Genomic DNA, 20,652 nt, shown 5'->3' on the forward strand with positions numbered 1-20,652 from the left:
ATTACGCCCACTTATCAAGGGCAAGGTTGTGGCAAGCAGTTATTGCAACAATTGATTAATGATTTATACCAGCAAGATTTGCTGACTTTATGGCTCGAAGTGCGTCAATCTAATAAAATCGCGCAAAAACTTTATTTGCAATGTGGGTTCAATGAAGTAGATATTCGCAAAAATTACTATCCTACTCTAGATGGCGGAAGAGAAAACGCCATTATTATGGCATACTATTTATAAGGACAACAAACAATGCTAGAACGTTATCGTGGGGAAATTATTCTCTTATTTGTTACTATTTCTGCAGCAATAGGCTGGTTTTTTTCAAAATATGCCATTGAAGCACTACCTTCCGTAGGATTTATCGGTTTGCGTTTTTTCCTTGCAGCGCTCGTTTTTCTCCCTTTTTCTTATGGTCAATTACGCCGTTTGAGCTCCCAACAAGTAATTAATGCGCTACTAATTGGCTGTGTTTTTGCTATTTTTCTTGGCGTTTGGATTTTAGCGATAACTAATAATACAAATTTCGGTGAGGGGGCATTTCTTACCAGTTTGTCAATGTTAATTGCGCCCTTACTCGCTTGGGTAGTATTCAAACAGAAGCCACAATCTAGTTTTTGGATCTGCTTGCCTATTGCTATTTTAGGGCTTTACTTTCTTGCATTAGGCAATAATCGTTTCGATCTTTCTTCAGACAACAGTCTGTATTTGCTCACATCATTACTGGCTGCCACTTATTTTATACTCAACCATCATTATGCTCGCCATATTCCGGTATTGCCACTCACTACGATTCAACTTGCTATGGTTGGTATTTTATGTGGTTTATATTCGATTTTTATGGAAACTTGGCCTGCTGATATTCCTAATGAAACATGGGGATGGTTAGCAGCTAGTGTGCTAATTGCAACCAATTTCCGCTTTTTACTGCAAACACTCGGGCAGAAATACTCCAGCGTAAGCAATGCCGCATTAATTATGTTACTTGAGCCAGTCTGGACACTCTTTTTAAGTATGATAATTTTCCACGAACCACTCACAACCTATAAGGCATTAGGCTGTGGGTTAATTTTTATCGCTTTAATTTTCTACCGACTACCAAAAGAAAAAGTAAAACTATTTTTACGCAGAAAAAAACACTAAAAATCACCGCACTTTTCTGAAGGATTGTTATAGCCAGCGTCTAACACGCTGGCAATATTGTTGATATGACTTACCGAAAAGCCTTAATAATAGCTGTTCTTCTTGTTTAATTTGAAACTGGTTCATAATAAAAACAAACAAAAACAACCCCAAAATTGCCAGCCCATTTCCTAGCCATAAAAACCAGCTTAACAAAATCAACCATAAACTAAGATACATTGGATTACGGCTGAATGCGTAAATACCTTTTGTGATGAGATATGACGTTTTCTCTACTGCCAGCGGGCTTATAGTCGTTTTAGCTTGATAAAATTGCCAAAGGCTGAAAATACTAATCAAACTCGCCAATAGAATAATCGTAAAAATAAAAAATATAGAAGTATGAAATCGTCCTAAAGGTGGAAGAAAATACATTCCTCCAGCACAAATTAAAAAAACAAAGGGGGGTGGCAGAATAATCTTCATTTAATTCGTCCAATAAAAAAGACCTACATTATGCTGTAAGCCTTTACATATTTAAAGATTATTTAACCGTACTTGGATTAAATCCGTTTCCACTGGGCCGGCATTTTTTAGCCCTTGCTCAAAACTGGCTTTGGCGCTTTCTTTATCGCCTTTTGCTAGTTGAATATCGCCTTTTAATAAGAATGCTGCGCTGTTCCACGCGTCCCCTTTAATTTGATCAAGAGAAGCTAACGCATTATCAAATTGCTGCTGTTGGAACTGCACGGCAGCCAAGCGTAACGCACTTACCGAACGCAAGATGTCATCATCTGCATTGGCTAACGCTTGTTTTAATAAATTTTCCGCTTGCACGAAATCTTGTTTTTGCACAGAAATACTGGCGGCATCTAATAAAGCAAACACAGCATAAGCAGTTTTATCATTGCTTTGTGCGAATTGCTCTACACTCCCCACGTTCGCTTTATCCGCCTGAAATTGGCTAACAAGTTGCTCATACTGCGCTGAACGTTGCTGATTTTGCGCAATTTGATGAGATTGCCAATAGCGCCAACCAAAAACGCCTGCAAGAGTCAGTACAAAAATTGCTACAACCAATTTGCCATTTTCTTTCCACCAAGTTTTCAGTTCATTCAGTTCTTGTTCTTCTTCAATACTATAAGCCATAATGTTTCCTTATTTAAATGCTGTCTCTAAAAAATCTACCACATCAGCTTGCGCCAAAACTTGCTGTTCGCCGCCAAGCAAATCTTTTACCACCACTTGCTGATTTTGCGCTTCACTTTCTCCAATCACAAGAGCAAATTTTGCCCCCACTTTATCTGCGCGCTTAAACTGTTTCTTAAAATTTCCGCCGCTACAATGTGTCATTGTGCGTAAGTGCGGTAAGTTTGTGCGAAGTTTTTCGGCTAATTGGAAAGCAGGCAAGGTTGTGCCTTCTCCCGTATGAACCACATAAATATCCACTGCTCTTGATGGGGCAATATGCTGATTTACTTCCTGCACTAATAAGACTAAACGCTCTAAGCCCATTGCAAAGCCAACACCTGTGGTGGCGTGTCCACCAAGCTGTTCAACCAAGCCATCATAACGGCCACCACCGCACACTGTGCCTTGTGCGCCGAGGGCGCTGGTTACCCATTCAAACACAGTTTTGTTGTAATAATCCAAACCACGCACTAATTTTGGATTCACTTCATAAGCAATCCCCATTTCATCAAGCAAGGTACAAAGCTGGGCAAAATGCGCACGACTTTCTTCATCTAAATAATCTAATAACTTAGGCGCACCGTTAAGCACGTCTTGTAACGCTTGATTTTTGCTATCCAAAATACGCAACGGATTTTTTTCTAACCGCTCTTTTTCTTCATCGCTTAATAAATCAATATGTTGCTGTAGAAATTCAACCAAAGCAGAACGATAATTTTTGCGCGCTTCTAAGGAACCAATAGAATTAAGCTGTAAGCTGACGTGCTGATCGATACCTAATTCTTTCCATAAACGTGCGGTAAGCAAAATTAATTCGGCATCAATGTCAGGATTCGCAATGCCAAATACTTCTACCCCAGCTTGATGGAACTGGCGATAGCGCCCTTTTTGCGGGCGTTCGTGGCGAAACATTGGCCCCATATACCATAAACGCTGTTCGTTATTATAAATCCAGCCGTGTTCAATGGCAGCACGTACGCAACCTGCTGTTCCTTCAGGACGAAGGGTAAGCTGCTCATCATTATCCCAAAAGGTGTACATTTCTTTTGAAACTACATCGGTGACTTCACCAATAGCGCGCGCAAAAAGCGGGGTGCTTTCTACAATCGGCATACGCACTTCAGAATAACCATAACTTTGCAGAACGTTACGCACGTTGTTTTCCACCCATTGCCACAAGGGTGTTTCGATTGGCGAGCAATCATTCATTCCACGAATTGCTTGAATTGTTTTTGCCACGATATTTTCCTTAAATAATTCGATTTTTTGGATCTTGCTGTGCAACTTTTGCACGGATCTTCGCTTCTAATTGGTTAATTAAATCTTCATTATCGAAACGTTCTTTTTGGCGTTCACCATCAACATAATAACCGCTTTTTTTATTGCCTCCAGTTACTCCTAGGTCAGATACGAGCGCCTCACCCGGCCCATTCACCACGCAACCGATAATCGACACATCCATTGGTGTGATGATGTCTTCAAGACGTTGCTCAAGAGCATTTACTGTACCGATCACGTCAAATTCTTGCCGAGAACACGTTGGGCAAGCAATAAAATTAATCCCACGCGAACGAATGCGCAAGGATTTCAAAATATCAAACCCCACTTTAATTTCTTCTACGGGATCAGCTGCTAAAGAAACGCGCAAGGTATCGCCAATGCCCTCAGCGAGTAACATACCCAAACCTACTGCACTTTTCACTGCACCCGCACGTGCACCACCTGCTTCAGTAATGCCTAAATGCAAGGGTTGTTTAATCGCCTTAGCGAGTAAACGATAACTCTCTACCGCAAGGAAAACATCAGACGCCTTCACGCTCACTTTAAATTGATCGAAATTAAGACGATCAAGGATCTCAACGTGGCGTAAGGCGCTTTCAAGTAGGGCTTCAGGCGTAGGTTCGCCAAATTTTTCTTGGATATCACGTTCCAATGATCCCGCATTGACACCAATACGGATTGGAATATTTTTATCCTTCGCACAATCTACCACGGCACGAATACGATCTTCACGCCCAATATTACCAGGGTTAATACGCAAACAATCCACCCCATATTCCGCCACTTTCAAGGCGATTCGATAATCAAAATGGATATCTGCCACCAATGGTACATTCACTTGTTGTTTGATCAATTTAAATGCTTCTGCCGCATCCATTGTTGGCACAGAAACGCGCACAATGTCTGCTCCAACACGTTCAAGCGCTTTAATTTGTGCTACTGTGGCTTCTACGTCCGTTGTGCGTGTGTTAGTCATAGACTGTACGGCAATCGGTGCATCACCACCTATTGGTACGTTGCCTACGTAAATTTTTGTCGATTCACGACGTTTAATATTAGGTTTAAATGAAGACATTGTAATCTCTTTGCCTATTGCAATTTGAATTTAGCGACACGACCATCAACTTTAAGCGGATAAGCCTCACCTTTATAAGTAATTTTTACATTGCTTGGTGCACCAATGGTTAAATCATAAGCGGTATCCTGATTAAAATTCAGCACTTCACCTTGTTTGTAAAGTTTTTCTGCTAATACTTTGCGATTGGCATCGCGTACACGAATCCAACAACTAGTCCCCGTTACCTCAATACGTAACACATCATCGATTACAGGGGACGATACGGCAGAATTTTCTACCGCACTTGAGTTTTCATCCAAATTAATCTTATTAATTTCTGATTGTAATACTTGCATTGAAGTTTCAACTTTTTCTGCTTGATGAGCAACATTTTCGACATTAACTAGCTCAACAGTTGCTGGTTTTGACTCAGCACTTTCTACGTTAGCTTTTGGACTTGTTTCATTTTCTTCCACTGATATTGCAACCGGCTTATCCGTAGCAGATTGAGAAAGTGCGGTAGAATTTTGCTCTGTTTTTTCTGCTTCGATCGCTTTAGGTGTAACCGCCATCACGTTTTCTTTTGACGTCGTGGCATTTTCTTGCTGTGTTTCCACGTAGTTTTGCACTAAATCATCACGTTCTGCATTAGATTTTTGATAGTTTTCCCACCACCAAAGTGCCGTTACAGCCAATAAAGCGATAACCACAACCGTTGATACCCAGCCGATCCAACGATTATGAGAATTTTCTTCATTTAAAGATTTTGGTGGTTTTACTGCTTTAGATAAATCGTTTTTGGTCGTTTCCTCCAATGAATGAATGACTGTACTCCAATCACTTTCAGGCAAACGTAAAAATTTTGCATAGTTACGAATATAACCCTTAATAAAAGTTGCTGGAATGGAATCATGCGTAAACTCATCATTCTCTAAAAGCTGTAAAATGGAAGGACGTAAATTAAGTTGCTTAGAAACATCATCTAAAGAAAGATTTAGCGCCTCTCTTGTTTGTCGGAATTTTTCCCCTAAGGTGCTTGCGGTTATCTCTGGTTGTTGGATTGAAGTTTCCATAAAGGTTCTCTTTGTTATCAGTAAAATAAATAGAATTTAAAAGCTAAAGTTTAAAGTTGTAATATATGTTTTGCAACCATTATCAAGGAATTTCATTGGATAAATGATAAAAATCTATTGGATTTGTTTTGGTAATACTTGAGCTCGCTGGGGATCTAATTTTTCAACTAATGAACGATACTGTTGATAAAGCGCACTGTTTTTTTCTGCTAAAGCACAAAGAGCAAAATTTTCGTAGGTATCCGTTTGTTGATAATAATTAGGTGAATTTAAGGCTTGTTGAAATTGTTGATAGGCTTGCGCAAAACGCCCTTGCTTGCATAGAAATACAGCATAATTATTCAACACATCACCTTGTTTACCATCTAATTTTAACGCACTTAAATAAGCATTTTCCGCACGCTCATTATCACCTTGTAATTGATAAAAATAAGCCAACGCTGAATGCACTAGATAATAATTAGGGGCATAAGCCAAGGCTTTATCCAAATTTTGTTTAGCTAAGGTAAGTTCTCGCTGCTCTAAATAAGCAATACCAAGCTCCACTCTGGCTTTCGCGGCTTGTTGCTTGTCAAACTCTTCTTTGCTTGGTGGTGGAGAAACGCAAGCACAAAGCAAGAGAGAAAAAAATACAACCAGATAATATTGACGCATTTTCACTTTTCTCTCTCCTTTTTGTTAGTTATTTTCTGTTGATATTTGTATTTATTGCATTTTTTACTGATTACACTTGCACTGCATTAATTGGGCTGCCAAAACGCTTTTTCTGTGCGGTGCGTTTCGTGCGGTCAATCACATCACCAGCTAGCTGTCCACAGGCTGCATCAATATCATCACCACGGGTTTTACGCACGATCACCGTGAAGCCATATTCCATCAGCGTTTTCTGGAAGCGATCAATGCGCGTATTAGAACTTTTCGCATAAGGTGCTTCAGGGAACGGATTCCAAGGAATTAGGTTTATCTTACAAGGCGTATTTTTCAACACTTCCGCTAACTGATGTGCGTGTTCTACGCTGTCATTAACGTGATCTAACATAACATATTCAATCGTCACTTTGCCATGATTAGCGTTAGACACTGATAAATAGCGATTAACGGAATCAATCAAGGTTTTGATATTATATTTTTTATTGAGCGGCACAATTTCATCACGCAACTCATCATTTGGCGCATGTAAAGAAATAGCCAATGCCACATCAATCATTTCGCTCAATTTATCCAAGGCAGGCACCACCCCCGAAGTGGAAAGGGTTACACGGCGTTTCGATAGACCATAAGCAAAATCATCAAGCATAATTTCCATTGCAGGCACTACATTTGCCACATTGAGCAAAGGCTCGCCCATTCCCATCATCACGACATTAGTGATGGGGCGCACGCCTGTTACACCAAAATTACCAATGATTTTTGATGCACGCCACACTTGGCCGATAATTTCAGACACGGTTAAATTGCGGTTAAAACCTTGTTGGGCAGTAGAACAAAAAGTACAAGCCAACGCACAGCCCACTTGGGAAGACACACAAAGGGTCGCACGATCGGCTTCAGGAATATACACAGTTTCAACCTGCTGATCGCCCACTTGCATTGCCCATTTGATCGTACCATCTGCAGAACGCTGCTCCACAGCCACTTCTGGCGCTTTAATTTCCGCTACGGCTTTTAATTTTTCGCGTAACTTCTTGTTAATATTGGTCATATTATCAAAATTGTCTTCACCAAAATGGTAAATCCATTTGACTAATTGATCCGCACGAAACGGTTTTTCCCCTAACTCTTGAAAAAATTCACGCATTTGCTGGCGTGTTAAATTCATTAAATTTACTTTTTTCTTAGGTTCTGTAGAAGGCTGACATCCTTCTTGTTGAATTGTATTTTGTTCTAACATAAAGCCTCGTTATTACACATTACGGCATGGATATAGCTAAACTGTTTCCTTTTTCAGCATAGTTACAAGCTATAAATTAAAAAATTTCTACCGCTAAAAAATGAGTTGCGATTGTACAGAGTTATGTTTGATTAATCTAGCTATTTCAGACTAACTTGAATGGTATTTTGCCCAAAAGAAAAATAAAAGAAAAAACCACCGCTCTTTTTTTACGATCAAGATCGCAAAATCCAACGATGGTTTATGTCATTTGAGCTAAAATGAAAAATAATTAGATATTCCAGCCACAAAGGTAGAAAGCCAATAAAGCCGCAGCGATTAACACCGTGCCGATATTGAGTTTTTTCACTTCACCGCTGATGACTCGCCCGATGACAAGGGTGGCGAAGCCAAGCATAATGCCAGTGACGATATTTGCAGTAAGAACGATGAATACCGCGCAAACTAAGCCGCTCATTGCGCCGATGAAATCAGAAAAATCTAATTTGTTTACGTTGCTAAGCATTAATAAGCCCACATACATTAACGCTGGTGCGGTAGCATAGCTAGGCACAAGGCTCGCGAGCGGTTGGAAAAAGAGCATTAATAGGAATAGCACGCCCACGACAATGGCTGTGATCCCTGTTTTTCCACCAGCGGCTGTACCTGCGGCAGATTCAATATATACCGCAGCCGGAGCTGTACCAAATAAGCCCGAGAATAAGCTACTTACTGAGTCGGAAGTTAAGGCTTTGCCGCCGTTGATGATTTGTCCGTCTTTATCCAATAAATTGGCTTGCCCTGCTACAGCGCGGATTGTCCCTGTAGCATCAAATACCGCCGTCATTACTAAGGCGAACACCACAGGCAAGATGGCAGGTTGTAATGCGCCCATTAAATCAAGTTCAAGGAATAACGATTGTTCACCAAAAGTTGGCATTTTGAATAATTCACCGCTGAATTTAACATTAGGATCAACCGCCAAACCGATAAGCGTGATCGCAATGATCACCCATAAAATACCGCCTTTGATTTGCAATCTTTCTAAGCCGATGATTGCCGCTAATCCTGCAAGAGAAATTAACACAGGGAATGCGGTGAAATCGCCAAGTTTCACCGGCAAACCAGCTTGGTTGCTCACTACAATGCCCACGCCATTGGCTGCGATTAATAATAAAAACAAACCAATCCCGATGCCTGCTCCCTGTGCAATACTGGCTGGCAAGTTGCGTAAAATCCACGCACGAATACCTGTTGCAGAAATTAAGGTGAACACGATCCCCATAAAGAATACCGCACCCAGTGCGACAGGAACGCTCACGCCTTGCCCTAATACAAGGCTAAATGCAGTAAACGCAGTCAATGAAATAGCACAACCAATGGCCATTGGCGCGTTTGCCCATAAGCCAATAAGAATAGAACCTAAGCCTGATACCAAACAGGTGGCGATAAACACGCTTTCAGGGGGAAAGCCTGCGGCACTCAGCATATTTGGCACTACAATCACGGAATACACCATTGCCAAGAAGGTGGTTAAACCTGCGATAATTTCTTGACGTACCGTTGAACCACGCTTGGTGATCTTAAAAAGTTTTTCTGCGAACATAAATTTCCTTTCGTTAATAAAGTTAAAGTAAAATCTTGTTGAAAAAATGGCGCTATTTTACAGAAAAGAAAAGAATAGTAAACGTTTGCTTAATAGAAAGTGCGGTGATTTTTACGGAAATTTTTGGGCTTGTTTTATAAATCGTTTATAATAACGCGCAATAATCGTAATAAGGCAAATAATCTAAGCGAGGAAAAAATGGCTATCTTAGTAACTGGCGGTGCAGGCTACATTGGCTCTCATACCGTTGTGGAATTATTGAATACTGGCAAAGACGTGGTGGTGCTGGATAATTTATCCAACTCTTCTGCCAAATCATTACAACGTGTAGAAGAAATCACGGGAAAAGCGGTGAAATTCTACCAAGGCGATGTGTTAGATCGTGCAATGCTGCAGAAAATCTTTGCAGAAAACCAAATTGATTCCGTAATCCACTTTGCAGGTTTGAAAGCTGTGGGCGAAAGTGTGCGTAAGCCGATCGAATATTATATGAACAATGTAACGGGTTCATTAGTGTTAGTTGATGAAATGCGCAAGGCTGGCGTGTGGAATTTAGTGTTTAGCTCATCGGCAACTGTCTATGGCGATCCTGAAATTGTGCCAATCACTGAACAATGCAAAGTGGGTGGCACAACCAATCCTTACGGCACATCGAAATTAATGGTAGAACAAATTTTAACAGACGTTGCCAAAGCAGAAGATAAATTTAGCTTTACGATTTTGCGTTATTTCAACCCAGTGGGCGCGCACCACAGCGGCTTGATCGGTGAGGATCCAGCGGGTATTCCAAATAATTTATTGCCTTATATTAGCCAAGTGGCTATCGGCAAATTACCGCAACTTTCCGTCTTTGGAAGTGATTATGACACCCACGATGGTACAGGCGTGCGCGATTATATCCACGTTGTGGATCTGGCTATTGGGCATTTAAAAGCCTTAGATCGTCATCAAAACGATGCAGGATTGCATATTTATAACCTTGGTACAGGCACAGGTTATTCCGTATTGGATATGGTGAAAGCTTTTGAGCAAGCCAACGATATTCAAATTCCGTATCAATTAGTGGCGCGCCGTCCAGGAGATATTGCAACGTGCTATTCCGATCCTTCTCTTGCCGCTAAAGAATTAGGTTGGAAAGCGGAGCGCGGTTTAACGGAAATGATGCAAGATACGTGGAATTGGCAGAAAAAGAACCCACAAGGGTATCGTGATTAATCTTTAATACCATTGTGCTGTAAGGAAACTTGCAGCACAATTTGTTTAAAACACACCGCACTTTATAGCAATGACTACACAAACTCACTTATTTTCACAAATTTTCAACCGTAATATGCTCATCTGTGTATTCACGGGATTTAGCTCAGGCTTACCGCTTTATGTTCTCGTTTCGTTGTTACCTATTTGGTTACGCGCAGAGAATGTCGATCTCAAAACCTTAGGCTATTTCACCCTAATAATGCTCCCTTTTTCGTGGAAGTTTGTCTGGGCGCCCTTGCTTGATCGCTTTGTACCGCCTTTTTTAGGTCGCCGCCGCGGCTGGATGCTGATCTCACAAATTTTATTGTTAATCAGCTTGGCATTATTTGGCTTTTTAGATCCAAGCAAACAATTTGGACTCAGTTTGATCGCCGCATTGGGCGTGCTTTGTTCCTTCTTTTCCGCCACGCAAGACATTGTGCTAGATGCCTATCGGCGAGAAATTTTAACCGACAATGAATTAGGTTTAGGCAACTCCATTCACGTTAATGCTTACCGTATTGCAGGCCTTGTTCCCGGTTCGCTTTCATTGATTTTGGCGGATCATTTTCCTTGGCAAACGGTGTTTATCATGACTGCAATGTTTATGTTGCCGGGGATTTTAATGTGTCTATTTTTAAGTACCGAACCTAATATTGCGCTAAAAAAACACCGCACTTTGGAAGAAAGTGTCATTGAACCTTTCCGCGAATTTTTTCAACGCAAAGGCATTTGGTCAGCCTTAGGGATTCTGGCGTTTATTTTTCTGTATAAATTAGGCGATAGTATGGCAACGGCGTTGATTTCCGCCTTCTATTTAGATATGGGATTTAGCAAAACCCAAATCGGTTTGGTGGTGAAAAATGCCTCTTTATGGCCAATGGTGGTCGCCAGTATTTTAGGCGGGATTTTAATGCTGAAAGTGGGCATTAACCGCGCTTTATGGTTATTTGGATTTGTGCAAATTATCACCATTCTTGGTTTTGCCTGGCTCGCCCAACAAGGGCCTTTTGAAACCGTAGATAGCCGCGCCTTATGGTCGCTTAGTCTTGTGGTGGCTGCGGAATATATCGGCATCGGTTTAGGCACAGCCGCCTTTGTTGCCTTTATGGCAAGGGAAACCAATCCCCTTTACACCGCCACCCAGCTCGCCTTATTCACCAGCCTTGCCGCACTGCCAAGAGCTACGCTCAACACCCAAGCTGGCGCGTTGATCGATTGGCTGGGTTACTATAATTATTTTTGGCTTTGTTTTTTACTTGCTATCCCAGGAATGCTGTGTTTATTCAAAATAGCTCCTTGGCGTGAAAAATAATAATATAATTCGCATTTCAAAATAATATACGGGCGAACTTAAGCATTCGCCCATCTCATTTTCCTATTTAATCAAAATAATATTCGGAAAGTTAATTATAATTATGCTTTACTGTCTGGTGTTTCCCCAAGCAATGCCGCATATTTTATAGTATCTGGGCTTGCCTCAAGGGCGATTTTTAACACCATTGTAAGGGGAACGGAAAGAAACATCCCGACAGAGCCAAGCAACCACCCCCAAAATAAAAGAGATAAAAAAACAATTAGAGTTGAAAGCCCAAGGCTTTTCCCCATCATTTTGGGTTCTAACACGTTACCGATGATCATATTTAGGCTGACAACACCAATCATCACACCAATACCTGTAAAAAAGCCATTCAGTAATAGGGCTTGTATGATAATGGGAACAGCCGCGATAATCGAACCAATATTTGGAACATAATTCAGTAGAAAACTTAATGTAGCCCATAAGATAGCATATTGCACGCCAAGAATTTTTAGCAAAATAAAGACACCCAAGCCCGTTACAAAGCTAGTGAAAGTCTTCACGCCAAGATAATCCATTACCCCCTTGAGAATGAGGTCAATAGAGCCTTCATACTTAGCAACATCATCAGCCTTACTTAATGCTACTGCAAATTTATGCTTGGCAGTTGGTGCTTCTAACAGCATAAACAACACGACTAAAAATAACACAAACACATTAGTAACCACACCTGAAAAACTAAGCAAAAATCCACTAGCAAAATTCATTATCATTGCAGGATCAAAGTTATCCATTATTTTTTCTCGCAAATCCTCCACGGGTAAATGCAAGCCTTGTGCGATTACTGAGAGATCGTTTAGTCGTTGTGAAAACAATACTCGATATTGTGGGATCGATTGGGTAAACTCTTTTGCTGTACTGTTAATTAAGCTAACAAGAAAGAAAAATACCGTCAAGATCATTAAAAACAGTAAGGTCAGCGCTAACCAATGGGGGATTTTACGCTCCGTCATAAACTTCACCACTGGTGAGCAAATAATTGCAATAAATAGAGAAAGTAAAAACGGTACAACAATTTCACTCGCTAACTTTATCCCAGCCAAAATAATTACCAATGCAGAGAGTGTAATTAATAACTGACTGATAGATAAACGTTTATCCATTATATTGCTTCCTCATTCTCTTCGCCTGTACGAATACGGATTACTCGTTCTACATCATAAACAAAGATTTTGCCATCACCAATTTTACCTGTTTGTGCAGTTTTCATAATCGCTTCAATACACTGCTCAACCTGTTCATTAGGAATCACAATTTCCATTTTGACTTTTGGTAGAAAGTCAATCATATACTCTGCACCACGATAAAGTTCGGTATGCCCTTTTTGTCGTCCAAATCCACGCACTTCGGTTACAGTCATTCCCGTAATGCCGATATCAGATAAGGTTTCACGTACATCATCGAGTTTAAAAGGTTTAATAATTGCCTCAATTTTTTTCATTTTGATTTTCCTCTTCATATTAACTTGGGCGTCTAGCTGTTTTTGGTCTAAAGCTGGTGATCACTTCAGGCTTGGTATCAATATAAATACCGTCAATAAGCTGTAAACAATAAGGCACAGCAGAAAAAATGCCTTTTACTAATACATTGCCTTGCTCATCTTTTACGCCCTCTAAGGTTTCCTTAATGGCTTTCGGCTGTCCTGGTAAATTTAAAATTAAGCTATTTTTACGAATTACGCCCACTTGGCGTGATAAAATCGCTGTTGGCACAAAATGCAAGCTCACTTGACGCATTTGCTCACCAAAGCCGGGCATTTCACGATCTGCCACGGCAAGCGTAGCATCTGGCGTTACATCACGTTTGGCAGGCCCTGTTCCGCCCGTGGTTAGCACTAAATGGCAATGGTGAATGTCCACCAGTTCGCATAGAGTTTGCTCAATAATGGGCTGTTCATCAGGGATCAAGCGCGTTTCCACTTCAAAAGGCTCAACCAAGGCCTGTTCTAGCCATTTTTGTAATTCAGGGATACCTTGATCTTGATACACGCCTTGCGATGCGCGATCAGACACTGAAACTAAACCAATTTTTAAAAGTGCGGTCATTTTTTCCTCTTTTTTTTGTTTTATTAAATCCAATAATATCTCACAATATGGAAGAAAATCGGTGCGGCAAAGCATAGACTATCCATACGATCCAACATTCCACCGTGTCCACTTATCATATTGCCCCAATCTTTCACGCCCATACTGCGTTTCATTGCGGACATCACCAGCCCACCTAAAAAGCCCATTAAACAAATAACCAAGCTAATTAAGGTAGCTTGCACGGCGCTAAACGGCGTTAGCCAAGAAAGCAATCCGCCTAACGCTGAAGCACTCAGCACACCGCCGACAAAACCTTCTACGGTTTTGGACGGGGATAAGGTTGGTGCAATTTTATGTTTACCGAATAATTTTCCCCATACATATTGCAACACATCACTTGCTTGCACAATCAGGATCAAAAAGATCATTAATAATAAACTTTTGCCTTCAAATCCTGCAATATTTAGAGTGAGAATGGCAGGAATATGCGAAATGCAAAACACGGAAATCATCACCGCCCATTGCACTTTGCTTGAACGATCTAAAAAATGCGCCGTGTCGCCTAGCAACGCAGATAAAATCGGTAAAAATAGGAACCCATAAACAGGAATGAAAATGCTGAACATACTAAACCAATCCACCGCGACAAAATAATATTGCAAGGGCAAAATGAAATAAAAGCAGGCAACTAAAGCGAGATGATCGCCGCGGCGAATTTCAATCAGCGATAAAAATTCCCGTAACGCCATAAAAGAAACGATAAAAAATAAGCCCAATACGCCATAAAAACCGAGATAGGCGGCGGCAAAGATAATTAAAATCATCACCCACCACGCATTAATGCGTGCATTTAGGTTGTCTATCACTGAATGAGGCGTGGAAAAACCTACTTTCCATTTCAGCGTATAACCAATGCCCGATGCCAATAGCAAGGTGCAAATTAATCCCCAAAATAAATTCCACATTTCCATTTTATGCTCCTTGATGTTTCGGGTTAAGATTAAGTAAAGCCTGCTCTGCTCGCGCTAGAAATTGCGTTTTATCTTCTTGCGGCTGCCAGTGGATCGGCTCGCCCAAATATAGATCACATAGCAAGGGAATTGGCAGAATAAAGCCTTTCGGCAATAAATTATGGGTATTGCTAATCCAAACTGGCACAAGATCCACATTAGGATTGGCTTTGGCTAAATAATATAAACCACTTTTAAAGGGCTGGAGGGCAAGATCATCATTGGTTTTTCTTGTGCCTTCGGGAAAAATAATCAACGAATTTTCTTGCAGCGCTTGGCTAATTTGTTCTGTTACGGCTTTAGGATCATTGCCGCCACGCTCGATCAACAGCATATTAAACACTTTTTCCGCAAGGAAACGGCGAATTTTGCCTTTCGTCCAATAATCTGCACCTGCCACTGGACGGGTTTTCTTGCGCACTTCATAAGGCAAAGACACCCAGAATAAAATAAAATCTCCGTGGCTGTTGTGATTGGCGTAATAAAGTCTTGGCTTATCTGCCGAAAGCAGGGCGATATTTTTCGCAGGACGAACACCGCTAATAAAAGAGGTAAAACGACATAAAAGAAAATCAATCAGTTTAGCGAGCATTTTCATTCTCCTCTGATTTTGGTTGCGTGGAATTTTCTGCAGAAAATTGCACCGCACTTTCATTGTCTGTGCGATTTTCTGCTTGGCTTTCAGAGCGATTTTCTTCTTGGTTTTCTGGGGGATTTTCTACTTGGTTTTGAGCGGATTGATTTTCAGCATTCTGATCTAAAACCTTACCTTCCGCCAGCCCTGACTTCACGCGTTTCACGCAAGTTAAAATTAACAACGCGACTACAAGCCAAGCGAGCGCATAAAACCACGTTGGTAAAATCGGCATAAAGGTATAAATCAATCCTAATAAGCCAAATAAAAGAGCACGATCACTTTTGCCAAAAGGTCCGTCATAACGGCGTGTTTGCCCTTGCACCTGCCCTAACACGCCACAAAATTCTGTTAAGGCGGCAAGCCAAATAATCAGCCCGATGACAAAGGGATCAAAAGGTGCAATAAAAGCGAAAGGCAGATACAACGCCGCATCAGAAACCACATCGGTAATTTCATTAAGATAGCCACCCAAGCGCGATTTTTGCTGAAATTCCCGTGCCAACATTCCGTCAATGGCATTGAGTGCCATTCGCACAAAAAGCCAAATAGGAATTAAAATAAACAGCCAATGCACAGCAGAAAGTGCGGTCAAAAATAAGCCTAAAATGACTGAAACCCCACAGGCTGTAAGCGTAACTTGGTTCGCCGTAACGCCTTTGCGTTCTAACTTCACTACCGTTGGACGCAGCAAATTTTGAAACTTCGGTTTTAAATCGTAAATACTCATTATTCCTCCTTATTTGAATGGAAATAATAGTGGAACAAGAAATACCGTTGCCAGCATAACTAGAAAAGTAAAAGGTACACCAATTTTGACGAAATCGCCAAATTTATAATTCCCTGCGCTAAGCACCATTGTGTTTACCGGCGATGAAATAGGTGTCATAAAAGCAGCAGATGAAGCTATCGCCACCGTCATTGCGAAAGGCAATGGAGAAAGCCCTAAATGCTGTGCCATTGTGATGGCTATCGGCGCCATTAAAATAGCGGTGGCAGTATTAGAAATAAACAAGCCAATCACCGCAGTCAGCGTAAACAAGCTGATTAAAATCCAATGTTTACCCATTCCCCCTACGGTATTAATCATAAATTCTACGATTAAATTGATCCCGCCTGTTTTTTGTAGTGCGGTGGAAAATGGCATCATTCCGACAATTAAAATCAAGCTCGACCAGTGAATGGACGCATAAGCACTTTTCGCATCAACGCAGCGGAATTTCGCTAACATTAAACAGGCGATCAGTGCAGCAACCACATTTGGCACAACGCCTGTTACCATTAATGCTACCATCGTCACAATGGATAAAATAGCATAAGGCGCTTGGCTTTGTGCAGGGGCGGCGCGTTCAATTTCTGCAGGATAATCGAGTACGAAAAACGCTTTTGTTTTATTACGCATTGCTTGGATCAATTTCCACGCACCAACCACCAAAAGCAAATCACCAATCTTTAATGGTTGCTCAATCAAACTGCCTGTCAAAATCTCATTATTGCGTTTAATGCCCACCACATTTAAACCAAAACGTGAACGAAAACCAATTTCTGCTACCGTCTTGCCGAGATAATCCCCTTCAGGAATTGGGGTGATTTCCACCATTCCCATAAACTTAGCTTGTTGCTCAAAGTGGTAAGGACGCAACTCCGTTGGCTCAAGCTGATGTTGTTGGCAAAATTCATTAATATCTAGCTCAGGATCAGCGCAATCAATCAGCAAAATATCCTTTTCACGAATTTCAATTTTCCCTAAGGAATCTGCTAGAAATCTTGGGCGAAAGCGCTTCCAACGCTCAATCGCTAGAACGTTCAACGCATAGTTAGAGCGTAGATGTAAGGCTTCCAAGGGTTGTCCGATAAAATCCGACCCTGTACGCACCACAAAGCGTTTGGTGCGTGCTTGTAATTGATAATCTTCAATCAGATCTTGAATAGAATGGCGATTTACGCTCTCACTTTCTTCATTTTCTGCGTGTCCTAACCAACGGCGAGCTACTAACATATACACAATGCCCAGCAACAAAATCACAATACCAATGGGTGTGAAAGAAAAGAAATCAAAGCGCTGTTTGGTGAGATGAATTAATTCAGCATTAATCACCAAATTTGGTGCGGTAGCGATTAAAGTCATCATACCGCTAATTAGCCCAGCCATACTCAACGGCATCATCAGACGTCTTGGCGAAATATTCATTTGGCGGCAAATCACCAATACTACAGGGATAAAAATCGCCACAATCCCCACGGAACTCATAAAGGATCCCAACCCCGTTACCGCTAGCATCACCAAAATCAGCACACGGGTTTCGCTATTTTTCGCCGCTTTCATCAGCCATTCACTCACTTGATACGCCACCCCCGTACGCACCAAGGCCTCCCCCACAATAAACAGCAACGCGATCAAAATAATATTCGGATCACTAAATCCAGCAAAGACTTCCTGCACGCTCAAAATGCCACTCACACAAAAAGCGAGCATTACCAACAGGGCGATCACGTCCATTCGAATTTTGTTGTGGATAAACAAGAGTACGGCGATTGCAAGAAAAATCACAACACTAACAAGGGGCATATTGGTGATTGTAGGCATTAGGGTCTCCGTGGTTTTTGGTAGTTTTGTTTATTATTTAGTTGATTGCATTTTTCTTTGTGGTTATAACGGGTTTCGCCGTTGGCGACTTCCTTTCTTTTGCATTCCCAAAAGAAAGGAAGCAAAGAAAAGGGCCCCCTACTAAATTGCTTTTCCTCATTACAATAAAATTTTTTTAACGAAAAGTAAGCCCATACTCGCTTCGCTGCGTTCAGGCGTTACTTTTCTAAAAATTTTATTTTCATTCGGGCAATTTACAAGGGGATTGATTGTCCGATAGTTCACAATCTATTTTGCATTAAATTGTATTTAAAGTGCGGTGGAATTTTAAAAACTTTTTGAAAAAGTACCGCACTTTGTCGTTGCTTATTTTTACTTTTGACTGATTGTGGTTTTCTTTGTTGTCATAACGGGTTTCGCACGTTGTACGACTTCCTTTCTTTTGCTTATCCAAAAGGAAGTGAGCAAAGAAAACGTTCCCCTGCTATCGCTAAATTTCTTTTACTTCCATATGGTGTTGTTTTGCCTTGCCGTACTTGCATACTGTCTGCGGCAAAATGCCTTGTCTGGAAATAAGAAATTTTGCGAGCATTGTTTTTCCTCATTACAATAAAATTTTCTTTACGAAAAATCAGCCTGATGTTCGCTTCGCTCTCGCTAGGCGTGATTTTTCTAAAAATTTTATTTCCATTCGGGCAATTTACAAGGGGGTTGTCCGATGGTTCACGCTTAATTTTAAATTTAAAGTGCGGTGCGATTTTTTTTTTAATTTTTTAGGAAAATGACCGCACTTTTTATTCTGTAATCAGTTTTCTTACTGGGGCAAAACTTCGGCGATGTTGGGGTAAGGGGCCGTGTTCTGCCAGTTTTTCTAAATGTAATTTTGTTGGGTAGCCTTTGTGTTGAGCGAAGGCGTATTGGGGATAACGTTTATCCAACTCTTCCATTTCTAAATCGCGGGCAACTTTGGCAAGAATGGAAGCAGCACTGATTTCTGCCACAAGACTATCCCCTTTCACCACCGCTTGGGCAGGCATTGGCAATGGGGGAATGCGGTTGCCGTCCACTAGCACAAAGTGCGGTGTAATCTTAAGTTGATTAACTGCGCGTTGCATCGCTAACATTGTGGCGTGCAAAATATTAAGTTCGTCAATTTCTTCGGGTTCAGCTCGCCCTAGCGCCCAAGCTTTGGCTTTCTGTTTAATTTCTTCTGCTAAGGCAAGGCGTTTTTTATGCGAGAGCTTTTTGCTGTCGGTTAAGCCCTCAATAGGATTATTAGGATCTAAAATCACCGCGGCAGTTACCACTGCCCCCACTAAAGGCCCACGCCCTACTTCATCAACGCCTGCGATCAGTTCATAATCAGGATAGACAAATTCGCTCATTGTTTTTCCCCTTGCAATAATTCAATCACCGCTTCGGCAGCTTGTTTATCTGCATCGCATTGGATCATTTTATGCAGATCAATAAAGTGTTGCACTAAATTGTGGCGATTTTGCACCGCACTTTCTTCTGTTGAAAAATAAGGCGCGAGCTTTTCTATCAATTTTTCAGCCGTGCAATCTTGCTGGATCATTTCTGGTACGAGCATTTCATTCGCCAGCAAATTCGGTAATGAAATATAAGGGGTTTTCACCAAACGTTTAGCTAGGAAATAAGTGAACGATTTCATTTTGTAGCCCACGACCATTGGCGATTTGCATAGCATACATTCTAATGCTGCCGTGCCTGAAGCCAGCAAGGTGGCTTGAGCGGCGATCATTGCGGAGCGCGCTTGTCCATCAAGTAAGATCATTTCCAAATCAGGGGCGATCTTCGCTTTGATTTGTTCAAATTGTTGACGGCGTTTTTCGTTCACCAAAGGCACGAGAAATTGCACGTCTGGATACTGTTCTTTCAGCAATAATGCGGTTTGCAAGAAAGGTTCGGCAAGGAATTCCACCTCCGATCCACGGCTGCCAACCAACATCGCTAAATAGCGTTGTTGTGGATCAATATTAAGCATTTGGCAAGCCGCAAGGCGATCAGGTTTTAACGGAATGGCGTCTGCCATTGTGTGTCCAATAAAACGACAAGGCACGTTGAAACGATCGTAAAAGGCTTTTTCAAAAGGTAAAAATGCCAGAACAAGGTTGGTGGCGCGGGCAATTTTGTGAATGCGCTTTTGTCGCCACGCCCACACTGATGGGCTGACGTAATGAATGGTTTTGATGCCTTGTTGTTTGAGCTTAAGTTCAATGTCAAGATTAAAATCAGGCGCATCGATGCCGATAAACACATCAGGTTTTTCTTGTAACATTTTGTCGATAACTTGGCGGCGAATTTTCAGTAAGCGTGGTAAATATTTCACTACTTCTGCTAAGCCCATTACGGCAATTTCTTCCATATCCACCAAGGTTTCGCAACCTTCTGCCAACATTTGTTTGCCGGCAATACCGATAAAACGTGCGTTAGGATAACGGGTTTTAAGACTGCGCATTAGCCCTGCGCCTAGAATATCTCCAGAGACTTCACCTGCGACAATACCGATTGTTGGAAATGCTTTTACTTGTTCCATTAGTAAATTTCTCATAAAAAAACAACCGCACTTTAATATTGCGAGCG

The 20,652-nt window shown here is 41.3% G+C and carries 20 protein-coding genes and 1 pseudogene (1 of these 21 only partly in view); 4 read left to right on the forward strand and 17 right to left on the reverse strand.

Going from position 1 to position 20,652, the window contains the following annotated elements; genetic code table 11:
• Together rimI and L5B71_RS03925 are read left to right on the forward strand one after the other, a co-directional pair.
• Positions 1-234: the 3' portion of a ribosomal protein S18-alanine N-acetyltransferase gene (gene rimI, locus L5B71_RS03920; protein WP_265757077.1), read on the forward strand. The gene continues 210 nt to the left of window position 1, outside the view; the window shows 234 of its 444 coding nt (coding positions 211-444); its start codon lies off the left edge, out of view; the stop codon is at positions 232-234.
• A 12-nt stretch (positions 235-246) separates the two neighbouring features.
• Positions 247-1,137: a DMT family transporter gene (locus L5B71_RS03925; protein WP_265757078.1), complete on the forward strand. Its 891-nt coding sequence runs from the start codon at positions 247-249 to the stop codon at positions 1,135-1,137.
• A gap of 27 nt (positions 1,138-1,164) precedes the next feature.
• Here L5B71_RS03925 and L5B71_RS03930 read toward each other — a convergent pair whose 3' ends face one another.
• From L5B71_RS03930 to L5B71_RS03965, 8 genes are all read right to left on the reverse strand, one after another.
• Positions 1,165-1,602, reverse strand: a complete 438-nt coding sequence (locus L5B71_RS03930; RefSeq protein WP_265757079.1) for a methyltransferase family protein — start codon at positions 1,600-1,602, stop codon at positions 1,165-1,167.
• Between the two features lie 51 nt (positions 1,603-1,653).
• A complete protein-coding gene (locus L5B71_RS03935) occupies positions 1,654-2,265 on the reverse strand; it encodes a YfgM family protein (protein ID WP_265757080.1) in 612 nt (203 codons plus the stop codon).
• 9 nt (positions 2,266-2,274) lie between these two features.
• Positions 2,275-3,546, reverse strand: coding sequence for a histidine--tRNA ligase (gene hisS / locus L5B71_RS03940; RefSeq protein WP_265757081.1), 1,272 nt, complete (start codon positions 3,544-3,546; stop codon positions 2,275-2,277).
• Between the two features lie 10 nt (positions 3,547-3,556).
• Entirely contained in the window at positions 3,557-4,663 is a 1,107-nt protein-coding gene (gene ispG, locus L5B71_RS03945) for a flavodoxin-dependent (E)-4-hydroxy-3-methylbut-2-enyl-diphosphate synthase (RefSeq protein ID WP_265757082.1), read from the reverse strand.
• A gap of 14 nt (positions 4,664-4,677) precedes the next feature.
• Positions 4,678-5,718, reverse strand: coding sequence for a RodZ domain-containing protein (locus L5B71_RS03950; RefSeq protein ID WP_265757083.1), 1,041 nt, complete (start codon positions 5,716-5,718; stop codon positions 4,678-4,680).
• A 114-nt stretch (positions 5,719-5,832) separates the two neighbouring features.
• Positions 5,833-6,372, reverse strand: coding sequence for a type IV pilus biogenesis/stability protein PilW (pilW, locus tag L5B71_RS03955; RefSeq protein ID WP_265757085.1), 540 nt, complete (start codon positions 6,370-6,372; stop codon positions 5,833-5,835).
• 70 nt (positions 6,373-6,442) lie between these two features.
• Complete coding sequence (locus L5B71_RS03960) at positions 6,443-7,609, reverse strand: bifunctional tRNA (adenosine(37)-C2)-methyltransferase TrmG/ribosomal RNA large subunit methyltransferase RlmN (RefSeq protein ID WP_265757086.1); 1,167 nt, start codon at positions 7,607-7,609, stop codon at positions 6,443-6,445.
• Positions 7,610-7,880: 271 nt separating this feature from the next.
• A complete protein-coding gene (locus tag L5B71_RS03965; protein WP_265757087.1) occupies positions 7,881-9,194 on the reverse strand; it encodes an NCS2 family permease in 1,314 nt (437 codons plus the stop codon).
• A 198-nt stretch (positions 9,195-9,392) separates the two neighbouring features.
• Here L5B71_RS03965 and galE point away from each other — a divergent pair, with 198 nt between their 5' ends.
• The gene (gene galE / locus L5B71_RS03970; protein ID WP_265757088.1) at positions 9,393-10,409 is read left to right on the forward strand and encodes a UDP-glucose 4-epimerase GalE; all 1,017 of its coding nucleotides are present in this window, start codon (positions 9,393-9,395) and stop codon (positions 10,407-10,409) included.
• A gap of 70 nt (positions 10,410-10,479) precedes the next feature.
• Positions 10,480-11,745 carry an AmpG family muropeptide MFS transporter gene (locus L5B71_RS03975; protein ID WP_265757089.1) on the forward strand — a complete coding sequence of 422 codons (1,266 nt, stop codon included), beginning with the start codon at positions 10,480-10,482 and terminating at the stop codon, positions 11,743-11,745.
• Between the two features lie 101 nt (positions 11,746-11,846).
• Here L5B71_RS03975 and L5B71_RS03980 read toward each other — a convergent pair whose 3' ends face one another.
• The 9 genes and pseudogenes from L5B71_RS03980 to lpxB all read right to left on the reverse strand — a co-directional run bounded on the left by L5B71_RS03980 (position 11,847) and on the right by lpxB (position 20,605).
• Positions 11,847-12,893: an AI-2E family transporter gene (locus L5B71_RS03980; RefSeq protein ID WP_265757090.1), complete on the reverse strand. Its 1,047-nt coding sequence runs from the start codon at positions 12,891-12,893 to the stop codon at positions 11,847-11,849.
• Positions 12,893-13,231 (reverse strand): nitrogen regulatory protein P-II, encoded by a 339-nt coding sequence (gene glnB, locus L5B71_RS03985; RefSeq protein ID WP_265757091.1) that lies wholly within the window; start codon positions 13,229-13,231, stop codon positions 12,893-12,895. The genes L5B71_RS03980 and glnB overlap by 1 nt, the downstream gene beginning before the upstream one ends.
• A gap of 19 nt (positions 13,232-13,250) precedes the next feature.
• Positions 13,251-13,835, reverse strand: coding sequence for a molybdopterin adenylyltransferase (mog, locus tag L5B71_RS03990; RefSeq protein WP_265757093.1), 585 nt, complete (start codon positions 13,833-13,835; stop codon positions 13,251-13,253).
• Positions 13,836-13,858: 23 nt separating this feature from the next.
• A complete protein-coding gene (locus L5B71_RS03995; RefSeq protein WP_265757094.1) occupies positions 13,859-14,788 on the reverse strand; it encodes a phosphatidate cytidylyltransferase in 930 nt (309 codons plus the stop codon).
• Between the two features lies 1 nt (position 14,789).
• Entirely contained in the window at positions 14,790-15,419 is a 630-nt protein-coding gene (locus L5B71_RS04000; protein WP_265757095.1) for a lysophospholipid acyltransferase family protein, read from the reverse strand.
• Between the two features lie 178 nt (positions 15,420-15,597).
• Positions 15,598-16,191 (reverse strand): annotated as a pseudogene (locus tag L5B71_RS04005) (CDP-alcohol phosphatidyltransferase family protein); the annotation flags it as partial.
• Positions 16,192-16,200: 9 nt separating this feature from the next.
• Positions 16,201-18,048: an SLC13 family permease gene (locus L5B71_RS04010; protein ID WP_265757097.1), complete on the reverse strand. Its 1,848-nt coding sequence runs from the start codon at positions 18,046-18,048 to the stop codon at positions 16,201-16,203.
• Positions 18,049-18,842: 794 nt separating this feature from the next.
• Entirely contained in the window at positions 18,843-19,433 is a 591-nt protein-coding gene (gene rnhB, locus L5B71_RS04015; RefSeq protein ID WP_265757098.1) for a ribonuclease HII, read from the reverse strand.
• Complete coding sequence (lpxB, locus tag L5B71_RS04020) at positions 19,430-20,605, reverse strand: lipid-A-disaccharide synthase (protein ID WP_265757100.1); 1,176 nt, start codon at positions 20,603-20,605, stop codon at positions 19,430-19,432. The genes rnhB and lpxB overlap by 4 nt, the downstream gene beginning before the upstream one ends.
• Positions 20,606-20,652: the final 47 nt, after the last annotated feature.

Source organism: Avibacterium sp. 21-586 (assembly GCF_026226775.1).
GTDB lineage: Bacteria > Pseudomonadota > Gammaproteobacteria > Enterobacterales > Pasteurellaceae > Avibacterium.